General features: G+C 62.9%; 13 protein-coding genes. All 13 read left to right on the top strand.

Annotated features, from left to right (window positions below):
- The first annotated feature begins 46 nt into the window (after window positions 1–46).
- The gene (locus PHX69_RS00365) at window positions 47–949 is read left to right on the top strand and encodes a hypothetical protein (RefSeq protein WP_288041807.1); all 903 of its coding nucleotides are present in this window, start codon (window positions 47–49) and stop codon (window positions 947–949) included.
- On the top strand, window positions 946–2,316 hold the full coding sequence (locus tag PHX69_RS00360) for a replicative DNA helicase (protein WP_288041806.1): 1,371 nt from the start codon (window positions 946–948) through the stop codon (window positions 2,314–2,316). Before PHX69_RS00365 ends, PHX69_RS00360 begins: the two co-directional genes overlap by 4 nt.
- Window positions 2,317–2,690: 374 nt before the next feature.
- Window positions 2,691–3,137, top strand: a complete 447-nt coding sequence (locus PHX69_RS00355; protein WP_288041805.1) for a hypothetical protein — start codon at window positions 2,691–2,693, stop codon at window positions 3,135–3,137.
- A gap of 388 nt (window positions 3,138–3,525) precedes the next feature.
- Window positions 3,526–4,506 (top strand): terminase small subunit, encoded by a 981-nt coding sequence (locus tag PHX69_RS00350; protein WP_288041804.1) that lies wholly within the window; start codon window positions 3,526–3,528, stop codon window positions 4,504–4,506.
- Window positions 4,503–6,077: a terminase gene (locus PHX69_RS00345; RefSeq protein ID WP_288041803.1), complete on the top strand. Its 1,575-nt coding sequence runs from the start codon at window positions 4,503–4,505 to the stop codon at window positions 6,075–6,077. The genes PHX69_RS00350 and PHX69_RS00345 overlap by 4 nt, the downstream gene beginning before the upstream one ends.
- 2 nt (window positions 6,078–6,079) lie before the next feature.
- Entirely contained in the window at window positions 6,080–8,167 is a 2,088-nt protein-coding gene (locus PHX69_RS00340) for a portal protein (RefSeq protein WP_288041802.1), read from the top strand.
- 14 nt (window positions 8,168–8,181) lie between these two features.
- Window positions 8,182–9,075, top strand: a complete 894-nt coding sequence (locus PHX69_RS00335; RefSeq protein WP_288041801.1) for a hypothetical protein — start codon at window positions 8,182–8,184, stop codon at window positions 9,073–9,075.
- Window positions 9,076–9,243: 168 nt separating this feature from the next.
- Entirely contained in the window at window positions 9,244–10,344 is a 1,101-nt protein-coding gene (locus PHX69_RS00330) for a N4-gp56 family major capsid protein (protein WP_288041800.1), read from the top strand.
- Window positions 10,345–10,409: 65 nt separating this feature from the next.
- Complete coding sequence (locus PHX69_RS00325) at window positions 10,410–10,823, top strand: hypothetical protein (RefSeq protein ID WP_288041799.1); 414 nt, start codon at window positions 10,410–10,412, stop codon at window positions 10,821–10,823.
- A gap of 79 nt (window positions 10,824–10,902) precedes the next feature.
- A complete protein-coding gene (locus tag PHX69_RS00320; RefSeq protein ID WP_288041798.1) occupies window positions 10,903–11,256 on the top strand; it encodes a hypothetical protein in 354 nt (117 codons plus the stop codon).
- Window positions 11,257–11,262: 6 nt separating this feature from the next.
- On the top strand, window positions 11,263–11,934 hold the full coding sequence (locus tag PHX69_RS00315; RefSeq protein WP_288041796.1) for a phage adaptor protein: 672 nt from the start codon (window positions 11,263–11,265) through the stop codon (window positions 11,932–11,934).
- A gap of 215 nt (window positions 11,935–12,149) precedes the next feature.
- Complete coding sequence (locus PHX69_RS00310) at window positions 12,150–14,210, top strand: hypothetical protein (RefSeq protein WP_288041795.1); 2,061 nt, start codon at window positions 12,150–12,152, stop codon at window positions 14,208–14,210.
- 3 nt (window positions 14,211–14,213) lie between these two features.
- Window positions 14,214–15,494, top strand: a 1,281-nt coding sequence (locus PHX69_RS00305) for a hypothetical protein (protein WP_288041793.1), incomplete at its 3' end; no start/stop codon positions are given.

Here is a 15,494-nt window from a genome sequence, read left to right as displayed (position 1 = left end):
GGGCAGCTATGACAGCACAAGAACAACAAAGCGTAGGGGCGACCTGATGGCCCGTGCACGCAACATCAAGCCAGCGTTCTTCAAGAACGAGCTGCTGGCCGAGCTGGAGCCGCTGGACAGGCTGCTGTTCATTGGCCTGTGGTGCCTTGCAGACCGCGAGGGACGCCTGGAAGACCGGCACAAGCGCATCAAGATGGAACTGTTCCCATGTGACAGCTATGACGTGAACGGAGGGCTTGCTGCGCTGGAGGCGGCAGGGTTTGTGACCAGGTACAGCGTTGCAGGCAAGTCGGTGGTGTCCATTGTAAATTTTCACAAGCACCAGACCCCGCACGGAACAGAAAAAGACAGTGAATTACCAGACGAAAACGGTGAATTAACAGCGCATGAACGTACTGACAGCGGTTACACCACTGGTAAAAAGCGCGCAAATAACGTTAAAAAAGGCGCTGATAACGTAGACCCACCGTTAGGCACTGGTGAAGAACCAGTGAACCCACCGGGTCATAACGCCCTGAATCCTGAATCCCGAATCCTGAATCCTGATTCCCTGAAGAAAGACGCGGGCGAGCCCGCTGCCGAGCCGGACAAGCCGACTCGCCTCTCTCGCGGCGAAAAAACCCTGAAAACCTACCTGGCCGAGTGCAAGGAGGCCGGTGCCAAACCGGTTCCTGACGACCACTACGTCCGCCGCTACTGCCGCGATGCCGGAATCACCGATGACATGGCGGCGATTGCGTGGCTGCGGTTCCGCGAAGACCACACGGTCGGAACCCGCAATGCCAAGCGCTACAGCGACTGGCCAGCCGCTTTTGCCAACTCGGTCAAAGACCGCTGGTACAGGCTGTGGCTGGTCAATCCCGAGGGCGAGGCGAACTGGACGAACGAGGGATTGCAGGCGCTGCGGGTGGTCGAGGCCCGCCAGCGCGAGGCGGAGGTGGAAGCGTGATCCCGTTTGACGTTCCTGACGAGTTTGTCCACTGGTCGCCCGAGGCCGAGGGGGGCGTGATCGGCGGCCTGCTGGTGGGCGGCGCAGAGGCGTTTGACGCGGTGGCCGACCTGCTTGCCCCCGATGACTTCCACGGTACGCTGCACGCTGCCGCCTTCGCTGCGGTGCAGTCGCTGGTGCTGGCTGGCCAAGCCGTTGACCTGGTGGCGGTGTACGAGGAGCTGCGCCGCACCGGCACCGAGGCCGACTTGCAGCGCCTGCACGAGTTCACCCACCATTTCGTGGGCACACGGGTGCTGCGCCAGCATGCCCAGCTGGTGGCCGACCGGGCCGTTTCGCGCTCCTTGCAGCGTGCCGCAGACGATGTGCGCGGCATTGCCGCCGACGTGGCCACGCCAGTGGCTGACCGCATCAGCCAGTCACAGGCCAGGCTGGAGCGGGTGCAGCAGGTCAAGGGCAAGGCCGAGCCGCAGAAAGTGGAGACGTTCGTGGTCGGGTTCCTCGACCGATTGCAGCAAATCGCAGACGGCAAGGTGCAGCCCGGCATCCCGACGCAAATCCCGGCGCTGGATGCGATGTTCGGCGGTGGCATCAAGCCTGGCAAGCAGGTGATCATTGCCGCACGCCCGTCGATCGGCAAATCGTCGCTTGCCCAGCAAATCTGCCTGAACGTGGCCCGCCAAGGCCATGCCGCAGCGCTGTTCAGCATGGAAATGGGCTGTGCCGAGTTGACCGACCGCGCCGTTGCCAACTTGGGCCGTGTGGCGCTGGATGGCATTGCCACCGGGAAGCTTGACCCTGACCAGTGGAGCCGCGTGACCGACGCCGTGGAGAACGTGCGCGACCTGCCGCTGTTTTTTGACGAGCAGCCCGCCATGAGCCTGGGGGACATCGTGGCCAAGGCCCGCGCTCTCAAGCGCAAGCACGGCCTGAAGCTGCTGGCGATTGACTACCTGCAACTGTGCAGCAGCGGCAAATCTGGTGACAGCCGCCACCACCAGATTGAGGAGATCAGTCGTGGATTGAAGTCGTTGGCGAAGCAACTGGACATCACCATCGTCACGCTTTCCCAGCTGAACCGTGAAGTGGAAAAGCGCACCAGCGGGCGCCCGGTGCTATCCGACTTGAAGGAGTCTGGCGCCATCGAGGAGGACGCTGACGCAGTGCTGATGCTGTGGCGCCATCAGGTGCTTCAAGGCGGCAATGTCATTGGCTGCGCTGTGCCCAAGAACCGTCAGGGCCGCGTGGGTGAATTCGCGCTGCACTTTGAAGGCGCGTACCAGCGCTGGACGGAATCGACCGAATCGCTGGCCGCGCCAGCGCGAAACAACGGTGGCAGCAGCCGCTTTACAAAGGGGGAGTTCTGATGGCATCCAAGCAGTGGATCAACAACTGGGACGCCGTGAGTGCCGACCTGACCAACCACTTTTGGGAGGCGTACTGATGCCTTCACATCCTGGTTATGGAACACGTTTTGACAAAACCACGGCGAATGCGATTGACCTTGCCAGACAGCAGGCACCAGGGGTTGGCGTGCGCTTGGACTACGCGACGGCCTGGTGTGCGAAATGTCAGAAAGACAAGAGTACCAAGGGCGGGAAGAAGTGCGTTGGGATGTTTTTTTGTGCTGAGTGCACCACCCCAAAGCAGGCATGAACTGGAAAAGGAAAAGCCCACCGAAGTGGGCCTTTCTGGTTTTATCTGACCTGAGCAATCAGATTCTACCGGGAGATCAAACACAATGAGCACCAACACCGCCGATCCGAAGACCAACCGCGACCGTGCCTATGAGGCTATCTGCGAACTGCATGAAGCTGGGCAGCCTGTCACGCGCGACACCATCGCAGTGCTCACTGGGCTCAAGCGCGGAGTTGTGGATGAGCAGATCAGTGTCTTGAAGGAACGAGAGCTGATTTACGCCCCCGTTCGCGGTTCGTACCGCCCCATCAAACAGCTTCCACCCGCGCGCCCAATCAGCAAAACGGTTCTTCCGGATGGCTGGGTGCTGTGGGAGATTGGCGATCAGCTTTTGCGTCTCACGCCACACGAGGATCGCGTGCTGGGCTCAATGGCGGCCATGTCGGGAATGCAGTTGTCACAGATCGAATTGGGCCAACACACCGGAGTTCTGGTGAACACGGTGCGGGAGGAACTGAGACGGCTCAAGCAGGATCTGGGAGGGGCATGAGGCTATGGGCAAGCACCACTACTGGACCGTGGAGATGGTTGAGATGCTTGGCACCATGACGGATGCCGCACTGGGGGCGAAGCTTGGTATACCGAAAAACACGGTGGCTGGGGTACGCACTCGAAGGGGAATTGCTCCATTCTGTATCGCTGTAAGCATGCAACGGAAATGGACTGCCGAAGAAGTGGCATTGCTGGGCACCTTGACTGACCGCGAAGTCGGAAAACTGACTGGGCGTACTCAGAAAGCAGTCCTTTTCGCAAGAAAGTCGCGCGGGATCGCTGGAGTTGAGCATTTGGGCGGCGCTCACCGGCGGGATGGATTAACCAGGAACGTGGCCCCCGTGTAGGGTTCGCGTGCTTTCCACATTTCAGGAACCATCCGGGGTGTGGATACCAACTCAAACTCTTCTGACAACCATTCGCCCGACAGCGCGAATCTGCTGCCACGTTCCATCGACTGGGCAGCGATCCATCTTGCCTACACCACCAGCAGCAGTTCCACCCGCGATATAGGCCGGGCCCATGGGGTGACCCATGCCGCCATTGGTAAGCGGGCCCGCCGTGAAGGCTGGGAGCGCCCTGAGAAGGAAGAGCCGGTGTCCGCCAAGCTGGCCAAGCTGGAGCCGCGACAGCAGCGCTTTGTCGAGGAATACATGGTGGACATGAACGCCACCCAAGCCGCGATTCGGGCTGGATACAGCACCGAGACGGCAGAACAAATCGGATACCAGCTACTTCAGAAAACTTCAGTTGTCGAAGCAATTTCAAAAGCCCGCCAGGCTCAACAGGAGCGGACGGCCATCACTGCCGACACTGTGCTGATGGAGATTGCCAACGTTGCCCTGGCAGACGCCCGCGAGCTGGTGGAGGTCAAAACCGGCTGCTGCCGCTGCTGCTATGGCGAGGGGCACAAGTTCCAGCGCACGCTGCTGGAGATGAATAGTGACCGCGAGCGCTGGCTGGACAAAGGCAAAGACCCATCAGAGTTTGATGAGCAGGGCGGCATCGGCTTCAACCCACTTCTGCTGCCAAACTCCGATTGTCCGAACTGTGGTGGCGACGGCCAGGCGCGTACCGTGCTCAAGGACACGCGCCACCTGAGCCCGCGCGCCGTGGCGCTGTATGCCGGCGCCAAGCAGACGAAGGAGGGCATCGAGATCAAGATGCACTCCAAGCTGGACGCGCTGGAGAAGTTGGCCAAGCACGTCGGGCTGTACGAGAAGGACAACACCCAGAAGAACGATCCGCTGGCTCTGCGCAACATGACCGACGCAGAGCGGGCGGTGCGCATGTCCTCGCTGCTACAGGCGAACCCCGCATTGGTGGCCACGCTGGCCCAGCTGATGGCCACAGGTGCACAGCAATGAAGCTGGCCGTGCCCACCACCGAGGATCTGCTGAAAGCATTCAAGGACTTGACGCCCGAGATGCGCGCGGCGGTGGACTCGTTCCTGATGACAGCGAACCCCGCTATCTGGATTCCCCAGGCGGGGCCCCAATCAGAGGCGTACCACTCGCTTGCCGACATCGTGTTCTATGGCGGTTCGGCTGGCGGGGGAAAAACCGACCTGTTGCTGGGCCTGAGCCTGACGGAGCAGGAAAACAGCATCGTCTTTCGGCGTGAGGCCGTGCAGCTGATCGGCCTGGAAGAGCGCATGACCAAGATATTGGGCTCGCGCGATGGCTACAACGGCCAGGATCACCTCTGGCGCCTGCCCCACAAGAAGGTGCTGGAACTGGGCAGCGTGCAAAGGCCCGAGGATTGGGTGAAGTACCAGGGCCGTCCGCACGACTTCAAGGGCTTCGACGAGATCACGCACTTCACAGAGTTGCAGTTCCGTACCCTGATCGGCTGGATGCGCACGGACAACCCCAATATCCGCCAGCGCGTGGTGGCAGCAGGCAACCCGCCCACCACCGCAGAAGGAGAGTGGGTGAAGCGCTACTGGGCCGCCTGGCTGGATCCGCAGCACCCGAACCCCGCCAAGCCAGGGGAGCTGCGCTGGTACGTGACCAACGAGCGCGGCGAAGACCAGGAAGTGCCCGACAGCACCCCCGTGATGGTGGGCGGTGAGCTGATGCAGCCCAAGAGCCGCACGTTCATCCCCAGCTCGGTGGATGACAACCTGTTCCTGACCACCACCGGTTACAAGGCCACGTTGCAGGCGCTGCCTGAGCCGCTGCGCAGCCAGATGCTGCGGGGCGACTTCAATGCCGGCAGTGCTGATCCGGTATGGCAGCTGATCCCCACCGACTGGGTGAAGGCCGCCCAGGCTCGCTGGAAGGAGCGCGATGCCAAGGGTCTGATGACCGCTCTGGGCTTCGACCCTTCGCGCGGTGGCCAGGACAAGTCTTCGGTGGCCCGCAGGCATGGCCAGTGGTTCGACAAGATGGTGACGGCCCCGGGCGTGGTCACGAAGGACGGGCCCGCAGCAGCCGGGTTCGTGGCGCCGTTGATCCGCGACGGCGCAGTGATTTGCATCGACAGCATCGGCATCGGCTCCAGCGCTCTGGACTTCATCCGTGGCCTGGGCCTGCATGTGCACCCGGTGGTGGGCTCCGAGGGCAGTGCGCTGATGGACAAGTCCGGCCAGCTGCACTTTCGCAACAAGCGCGCCGAGATGTACTGGCTGCTGCGCGAGGCGCTAGACCCGACGAACCCCGATCCGATTGCGCTGCCCCCTGATTCTGAACTGCTGGGCGACCTGACGGCACCCCGATACAAGGTGGTGACCATGGGGCGCGGCGCTGCCATCCAGATCAGCAGCAAAGACGATATCCGCCTCGTGCTGGGCCGCAGCCCGGACAAGGGCGACTCCGTGGCCATGACGTTCGTGGCCGACATTCCCCAGCCTGAACCCAAGCCGCGCCCCAAGAGCTGGCGCGACCGCCTTCGGGAATCAGGCAGCAACAACGGCAGCTCATGGCTGACCGCATGACTATGACCACCATCACCACTCCTGGCGACACTGCCGCGCGCGAGAACTGGCAGCGCTACCTGTACGGCAAGGATCGGGGGCACCTGGACTACCTGCCGCATGCCGCGCGCTGCGAGGACATGTACATGGGCGGGGGCCGGCAGTGGCCTGCCGCAGTGCGCGCGCAGTTGGAGCGAGAGGGCCGCCCCGCCATCGAGTTCAACGAGATCAAGCCGTCGATCAACAGTGCCATCGGCTACCAGATACAGAACCGCATGGACATTGCTTTCAAACCGCGTGGTGGCGAGGCGGATCTGGACAAGGCCACGATCCTGTCCAAGGTGGCCATGCAGGTGGCTGATCTGTCCAATCTGCACTGGCACGAGACGCAGGTGTTCAGCGACGGCGTGATCCAGCAGCGCGGCTACTTCGACCTGCGCATGTGCTTTGACAACAACATCAAGGGCGAGATCGTGGTGGGCACGCTTGACCCCCTGGACGTAATTCCAGACCCGGACGCCAAGAGCTACGACCCCGACAAATGGGGTGACGTCATCATCACCCGGTGGCTGACGCTGGACGAGATCGAACAGATATTCGGCAAGGCCGCGCGCAAGAAGGCCGAGGACAGCAACGACGGCGGCCAGGACTTCGGCGACATGGACGACGAGGTGCGGCGCAACAAGTTCGCCAGCCGCGACGGTGCTGCGGTGTTCGATGCGCTGGCCAAGAAGGAGGATGGGCTGGAGCGGTACCGGGTGATTGATCGCCAGCGCTTCGTCCATGAGCTGACCATGTGCCTGGTCTGGCCAGGAGCAGGGGACATCGTGGCGGAAGACAATATGGCCGCCGACTCCATCGCCGATGCACTGGCCAACGGCGCGGTGCGGGCCAAGCGCATGCGCCGACGCGTGAAGTGGACGGTGACAACCTTCACTGCCACGCTGCACGACACCTACAGCCCCTATGAGCATTTCACGGTGGTGCCGTACTTTGCCTACTTCCGGCGCGGCAAGACTGGCGGCATGGTGGACGATGCCATCGGCCCCCAGGAGGCACTGAACAAGGCGGTGAGCCAATTCGTGCATGTGGTCAACACGGCGGCCAACAGCGGCTGGGTGGTGGAGGAAAACTCCCTGACCAATATGACGCTGTCCGAGTTGCAGCGCGAGGGGGCCAAGACGGGCCTGGTGGTCGAGTACAAGAAGGGCACCAAGGCACCCCATAAGATCCAGCCCAACCAGATTCCTACGGGCGTGGATCGCATCATCGACCGCGCGGACAAAGCGCCCAAAGACGTGACGGTGCCCGAGGCCATGCGCGGGCAGCAGGGGCCTGAAACGTCGGGCGTGGCCATCCAGTCCAAGCAGTTTGCCAGCCAGCAGCAGTTGGCTGTGCCGCTGGACAACCTGGCCTACACGCGCCAGCTGCTGGCCACTCGGATTCTCAAGCTGATCCAGCGCTATTACGACACGCATCGCATTTTCCGGATCACCGAGACCGACCCGATGACGGGCAAGCCGACCGAGCAGGTGCTGGAGATCAACCGTTTTGACCCGGGCACTGGCACCTATCTCAACGACGTGACCATTGGCACCTACGACGTGGTGATCACCGAGCAGCCCATGCAGGTGACGTTTGAGAACAGCCAGTTCCAGCAGGCGCTGGAGATGCGCAAGGCGGGCGTTGTCATCCCCGATGCGACGGTCGTCCGCTATTCCAACTTGGCCGACAAGCACGAAATTCTGGCCAACATGCAGGGCAACCAGCCACCCGCCGATCCAACGCTGGAGGCGCGCGTTCGCCTCATCGATGCTCAGGCGCGAAAGACCGACGCACAGGCCACCGACGTGAAGGTGAAGACCCAGTACAGCGGCGTGCAGACGGCGCAGGTGATCGCTTCCACGCCAGCGACTGCAGGCCTTGCCGATGGTCTGCTGAAGTCTGCGGGCTACGTGGACCAGGACGCAGCACCCATCGTGCCCGAGGCGCCAGCCGGTTTACCCAGCGTTGACCTGCCCCAGAACACCGATCCGCTCACCCCGGCCAGCCCAGGCGTGGGTGCGAGCGAAGGAATTGAAACCCTGGCCGCAGACGGCCTGCAATCTTGAAGGAGAACCACACCATGACGACAGCCACCGAAGGTACTGAACTGCAATCTGCCGACACCCAGGACGAGGTCGGCAAAGGCAAGGAGCCACTCGATCTCGGCCACGAAGTGATGCCAAAGCAGCCGGTCACCGCTGCCACAGCCACCGAACCTGACGAAGGTGAAGACACCGGCAAGGTCAGCAATGGCATTCCGCGTGCGCGCATGAATGAAGTCATTCGCCAGCGTGAAGCGGCCCAGGCGGAAGCCGAAGAGCTGCGCCGTGAGATTGAGCGCCTGCGTGCGGGCCAGGGAGGCGCGGCACCAGCACCTGCATCACCTGCATCACCTGCATCACCTGCGGCACAGACCTTCGACGTTCGGGCCGCCGAGGAGCAGTACGCACAGGCTATGCTGGACGGAGACGTGAAAGTGGCGGCAGCTCTGCGCATGCAAATCAACGCCCACATTGAGGAGGCAGCTTTCACACGCTTTTCGGAAGCGACTTCCAGCCAGCAGGCCGCTGTAAAGGCCCAGGCCACGGTGGAGGAACTGCTACAGGCATATCCCTGGCTGGATGCCCCCGAGGGGGGGGAGGCGTTGGAACTGATCGAGGCGTCGGTGATGCTGAAGATGAGCCGTGGCACATCGCGCCACCAGGCCTTGGCCGAGGCTACCAATGCCATTGCACCGCGCTTCGCTCCAGACGGTACCCCCCGTAGGGTATTGCCAGCGAACCAGGGGGCTGTTGATACTCGCTCCGAGCGCGCGGATCGGCGTGGTTCAGCAGATTCCCTGCTCCAGCCCGCTGCCGTTCAAGCGGGGATGGGCAATCGCGCCACTCCATCGCAGGTGGATGCCAATCGACTGACTGACGATGAGTACATGGCGCTGCCAGAGGCTGAGCGCAAGCGCTTGCGCGGCGACTGAGCCTGCACTGGCCGGCAAGGCTTCACCCACCTTGCCGGTGTCACTTTCCGGGTTGTCGCCCCATGGCTGGCGTTAAACGGCCTGGCGCTCTTGGCCGCCCGTAGCCATGTTTTCCGCAGCAGGGCAGCGTTATGTCCCGACAAGTGAATTTACTTTTTGGAGCATGACATGCAAACGAATTTTGCTGAACTGACCCCAGTGCAGAAGTTGAACTGGTCTCGTGAGACCTGGAGCGCAGCGCGCGACCAGATGTTTATCAGCCGCTTCACGGGCAAGGGTGACAACAACGTCATCCACCGTGTCACCGAGCTGACCAAGACGGAAAAGGGCGATCAGTGCCTGTTCCAACTGGTGGCCGACCTGGTGGGTGACGGCGTGATTGGCGACAACGAACGCGAGGGCAACGAAGAGTCCATGAAGTCGTACAGCCAGATCATCACCCTTGATCAGCTGAGCCACGGGGTGAAGAACAAGGGCAAGATGGCCGATCAGCGCACGGTGATCAACTTCCGCGAGAAGGGCAAGGACAACCTGTCGTACTGGTTGGCCAACCGCTGCGACCAATTGGCGTTCCTGACCCTCTCTGGTGTCAGCTATGCGTTCAACAACGATGGTTCGCCGCGTGTGGGCTCGCCTTTCCCCGATCTGGCCTTCGCTGCCGATGTGTCCGCGCCTTCGGCGAAGCGTTCGCTGATGTGGGATGGCACGTCGCTGCAACAGTCGGCCACGGGCAGCATCACCTCCAGCTTCGTGCCCAAGTACACGATGATCGTGGATCTCATCGCCTATGCGAAGGAGCACCGCATCAAACCGCTGATGGCTGGTGGCAAGCCGTACTACGTGCTTTTCCTTGCGCCAGGCTCCCTGGCTGCATTGAAGAAGGATCCCGACTACCAGCGTGCGGTCGTTGCCGTGGCTACCAAGGGTGGTATGGATTCGCCCTGGTTCAGCGGTGCCACGGTGACCGTGGACGGCGCAGTGCTGCACGAGCATCCCCTGGTGTACACGACCAAGGGCGCTGCTGCTGGTGCCAAGTGGGGAGCTGGCGGCAACGTCAATGGCACGCGCTCGCTGCTGTGTGGCGCACAGGCGCTTGGCATGGCTGACCTGGGCCCTGGCGACTGGGTGGAAAAGCTCTTCGAGTACGACTCCCAGGTGGGCCTGAACATCGCCAAGATTCTGGGCTTCCTGCGGCCCAAGTTCATGTCGATCTACGACAAGTCCGTCGAAGACTTCAGTGTCATCGCTGTCGACCACTACCTGCAATAAGCCGCCACCGGGGGCGGGGCCTGCGTGGCTCCGTCCTTCCCATTTCCCTTGTCGAAGGAACCACCATGCCTATCAAGAAACTCTCTGGCCGCCAGCAAGTCATCGCGGCCACCGCTGACTTCAAGTTCTCCGATCTCGCCAGCGGCGTCTATGCGCCCGCCGTGGATGTGCCCGGCGGCGCCATCGTTGTGGGCGGCCACCTGGCCATCACCGAAGTTTTCAACTCGGCGACCGATGACAAGTTCTCCGTCGGCGACCAAGAGGGCAGCGACGCGGCTGTCAAGACCACCTATGCAGCGCTGTCAGCCGACATTGCCGCGCCTGGCGCCGTGGCCCTGGTGCCCACTGGCAAGAAGTACGCCAAGTCGGGCACCGTGGGCGTGGCCTGGACTGGCACCGGCGCTGCGCCAACGGCGGGTGCAGGGCGCCTGACGGTGCTCTACATCGTGGACGGCCGCGCGGCGTTCAGCCAGGGCTGACCTGGATTCATTCGGTGGCCTATGGCTGCTTTCGCCCGGTGGCTTCAGGGCCGCTGGGTCTTTTTTCAAGGATTCCTTCATGAAATTCCGTTCCCCCACCCATGAGCCGCTGCACGTCGCGCTGACCACTGGCCACACCGCTGTCGTGTCTGCCGAAGGCACCGAGCTTGATCCCATGTTCCACCGCGAGGCCGTCGCGCGTGGCGCGGTGCCCGTCGATTCGTCCGGTGCTGGTGGCGACATGCAGGCGCAGCTTCTGGGCCGCCACCTGGCGATCAAGGACGCGCTGAACACCATGCTCAACGGCAGCGACAAGGACGACTTCACCGCCGATGGCAAGCCCAACCTGATCCGTTTGAAGTCCAAGGCGGGCTTCGCTGTGACGCGCGAGGAGGCCGATGCCATCTTTGCCGAGCTGGCCAAGGTGGAGTAAGCGGCCATGAACGTCGCCGACTTCATTGCCGTGTTCAGGAGCGAGCTGGCCGACAACGAAGTGCCGCACTTCTGGAGCGACGAAGAAATCGTTGCCTACCTGAACGAGGCGGTGCAGGAGGCGTGCGAGCGGGCGTATTTGATCGAGGATCGTGCCACGCCAGCCGTGTGTGCGGTCTCGCTGGAGCCTGGTGTGGACACCTACAGCCTGCACCCATCGGTTTTCCAGATCAAGCGCCTCACTTTCCGAGGCAGGCCGCTGGATGAAACCAGTGTGGATGCGCTGGACGATGAGTGCCCAGGCTGGGAGATGCGCAGTGGTCAGCCCAGGTCGTTCATTTTTGAGCAGGCCAGCGGCGCCATGCCAGCGCGCGTGCGCCTGGTGCCCACGCCGACCCAGGCTGAGCCCATCGCCTTGACCGTGTACCGCGGTGCGCTGAAAAAGCTCAGTGCAGACTTGGATCAAGGCAAGCCTGAGATTCACGAGCGCTTCCACGCGCGCCTCAAGGACTGGGTGTACCGCTGCGCCTACCTCAAGCAGGACACCGAGACCTTCGACAAGATGAAGGCGGGCGAGTATGGGGCCCTGTTTACAGCGTCTTTCGGCGAGCGGCCCGACGCCAATGTGCAGCGCAAGCAGCGTGACCGCCAACCACCAATCGTGCGCAGTGCTTGGTAGTCAGGTCTACCGTTTGGCGGGTGGGTTGTTTCCTCGTCCGCCGCCAGAGGGATTGCCTGGATTGCGGCTTGGCCAGTTGGGGTTGGGTGGGCTGCTTGCGTGCATAGAACCTCCTCAAGACTGAGGGGGGGCAGTTTACAGGTTCCCCCCTCTGGGGTTTCCATTTTTCCCCGCGCGTGGAGAGACTGCTTCAAGCATCCTTGAAAGGTCTTTCCATGGCACATCCCCAGTCCCATGCCGCGCGCCGGCTGATGGGTATTCAATCTCTACATCGTCAGTACCAAGACGGCGGACAAGTTCGCGGCCCTGGCACCGGAACCTCTGATTCCATTCCAGCCCGTCTGTCCGATGGCGAGTTTGTGTTGCCTGCCGACACGGTGCGAAAGGTGGGGGTAAAAAGCTTGCGCGATCTGGTGCACGCTACGCACGCCCCAGTGAAGGCGAAGTCCGGGCGGCACAACTATGCCAACGGCGATTTGGTAACCACGGATGATCAAAAGCGCCCCAACAGCCTTGACGTTGGTTCTTGGGCCCAACAGCAGGAGCAGGAGCGCAACAGGCAAACCCAGACGGCTCTGGCCCAAGGACAGGCCACGATGGATGCGGCACAGGCCAATGCTGACGCCTTGGCGGCTGCGTCTAAACCCACGTCAGCCGCAGCGCAGTCTGCTGGAGCACAAATGACCGCGCTGCCTGGTGCAGAACCTGCATCGCTGGAAAGTCGGGTTAGCCAAATCCCAACCGGTGGCCTGAATGCGCCAGCGCCGGATGGCTCGCATGGCAGTTGGTCGAACACGGAGGTGGGGCGCAACGTAACCAACTCGCTCGCGGCGCTTCCTGGCGTGGCTGGCGCGCTGCCGACGATCGCCAAGACAGGTGGTGCAGTCAGCTCTGGAATCAATGCGGCCTCACGACTGCTCAATGCAGGTGCTGTCGTTGCAGCTGCCGGGCCTGCTCCTGCGCAAGCTCCAGCGCCTGCCAGCACCACAGCGCCCGGTGCGCAAGCGGGCGCAGGCGCTGGGCGGGGCTTGATCAACCCGTCCATGGCCGATCCATCAAAGCCTTTGCCGCAGCCCGGGCCATCTTCTGCTCTACAGCCCGATCACGGCCCTCTTGGTGACCGCACCACCTTGACCAACGAGCAGACAGCCATCATGAATCCGGCTGGGCGCATCACAGCAACGCGCGGTGCCAACGGCACGATGGAGTTCAGCGGCGGCAACGTGAGTGGCCAGGTGTCGTACAACGACGCCAACGGCAAGGCGCTGCCAGGCGGTGGGCTGAATGGGAAAGGTTTTTCTGCATTTGACGTCGCCCCAGCGGGGGCGAATATCGCAACAGGGCCCAATGGCTCCTATGCCTTTGCCACCAGCGGTTCAGGGCTGCAAGGCCAAGGGAACGAAGGCAACCAAGGTGGCCAGGGCAGCCAGCGCGGTGGATATACCTCAGACGGTATCGACGTGCGGGGCCTCAACGGCCCGCAGGCTGACAAGTACGCCGCCGAGGTGCGCCAGGCCCAGGCCATCAACCAGGGCCAGGCAGAGCAGCGCAAATCCTGGGAGAACCGTGTTGCCCAGTGGAACGATCCGTTCAGTGGGGTCGGCAAGGCCCGGCGCGACATGGAGGTCTCACTCAGCGGCATGACTCCTTATCACCACCGGGGCAAAGGCGGGGCGGGGGAGGCTCTCACGGCCGCTCGCCTAGCGGCCTACGGCGACCTGTCGAAGCAGCACTTCGGTATGGCTGCGGGTGATCGCGATGACGCCACCAGGCGCCACACGAGCGACAACACATTGCGTGGCACGGAGATGCAGGAGCAAGGCGGGACAGCCCGGGCACGTCTTATGGAAGCAGGCCGCAACGATCGGTTCGGCCAAGAGCAAGGCCTGGCGCGCGACAAGTTCGGCTTGGAGCAGACAGCGGCGGGGTATCAAAACCGGGGCGCCCAGCGCATTGAAAAGGCTCAGCAGGATTTGGAGGCGGCTGGAGACGATCCAGCGAAGCAGCGCAGTGCCCGCCAGCGCCTTCTCGGACTGATGGGAAAGCAGGACGACGACGCATGGCAAGGCATTGCGTTGCAGGGGGCGACCGATGCGCACGGCAACAAGACGGAAGGTGTCCTGGCTGCGCTCAACAAGCGCACTGGGGATGTGCGTCGACTGGACCAAGGGGCACAGCCCCCGTCAGCAGCCCCCGCTGAGGGCACTCGCGTGCGTGGAAAGGACGGAAAGATGTATGTGGTGAAGGACGGTAAGCCAGTTTTGGTGGGAGGGTAAGTCATGACTGCTGTGAATTGGAGCGATTTCACGCCTGTGGGCAATGAGCCTGCTACAGGCGCTGGCCCCGTCGATTGGTCGCAGTTTGAAGAGGTCAAACCGGCTGAACCTGGCTTCATCCCTACCATCAAGCGCACGGGCGGGCAGATGCTCACGACTGCGGCCACGGCCACCGAGGACGTGACCGGGCCGAATGCTGTCACGAATGCAGTTCGAGAGACAGGGCAGGGGATCATCGACCGCAACCCGGCGGGCATCAAGAGCCTTCGCGATCTGGTGGACAGTCCCTGGCTGGCTGTGAAGGAGTCGGTGGGGCAGTTCGCGCCGCAGATTGGCGCGGCAGCGGCGGGTGGCTTTGCAGGCGCGCGAGCCGGTGGCGCGATTGCTGGGCCGGCTGGTGCCGTGGTCGGCGGTGCCGTCGGCAGTCTGCTGCCCATCTTCACCCAAGAGTACGGCGGCATTCGCCAGGAGCAGAAGGAATCCGGCCAAGAGGACAAGGCTCGCGCACTGGCGGCGGCCATACCTGCGACTGCCCTGGAGCGCGTGGGTATGGGCAAGGCGCTCAGTGTGCTCAAGGGTGGCCCGGTTGGCGCTGGCTCCATTCTGAAAGAGGTCGGCAAGGGCGTCCTCAAGGAAGGTGCAACTGAGGGCGCGCAGAACGTGATCGAGCAGTGGGGTGCGTTCAAAGACCCAACGGCTGGTCAAAATCTGGAAGACACGGCGCTGGCTGCGGCGATGGGGGGTATTGGCGGGGGTGTGATGGGCGGTGCTACTGGCGCAGTCAGTTCATATCGCCAGCGTGTCCAGCAGCAGGCTGACACCCAGCCCCAGCAGAGCGCCGAGCTGGCCGCCACCAATGCAGGGAGCGCGAGCACCGCCGCACCGCCGCTGGCTCTGGGCAACACGCCCGACCCGCTGATCAGCTTCCCCGATGGCTCGGTGGGCCGACAGTCGGAGGTTGACAAATACATCAACGATTTGCCGGAAGACCAGCGCGTTGCTGCACGCGCCAAGCTGATGGGCTACGCGCCCCAGCCCGTGCAGCGCCCCTCCGAGGCCATGGGCATTGACCCCGCTGCCGGGCCGCTGTCCAGAAGCGCCGCCCTGGCGGTGGACTCTGGAGCCTACATGCCGCCCGCAGGCCAGGCCCCGGCGACTGCCCCCGAGCCCGACCCCGTGGTGCTGCAAAACCGCGACCGCACCAGCGCGGCCAGCATTGCCCAGATGCAGGAGATTGCCGCCAACCCGGACTACCTGCGCGTGGGGCCGTCCCGCGACATGACC

Origin of the sequence: Simplicispira sp. (genome assembly GCF_028687295.1) — a bacterium.
Lineage (GTDB): Bacteria > Pseudomonadota > Gammaproteobacteria > Burkholderiales > Burkholderiaceae_C > Simplicispira > Simplicispira metamorpha.
The sequence above is the reverse complement of the archived record's forward strand: the minus strand, read 5'-3'. Positions and strand labels throughout refer to the sequence as shown.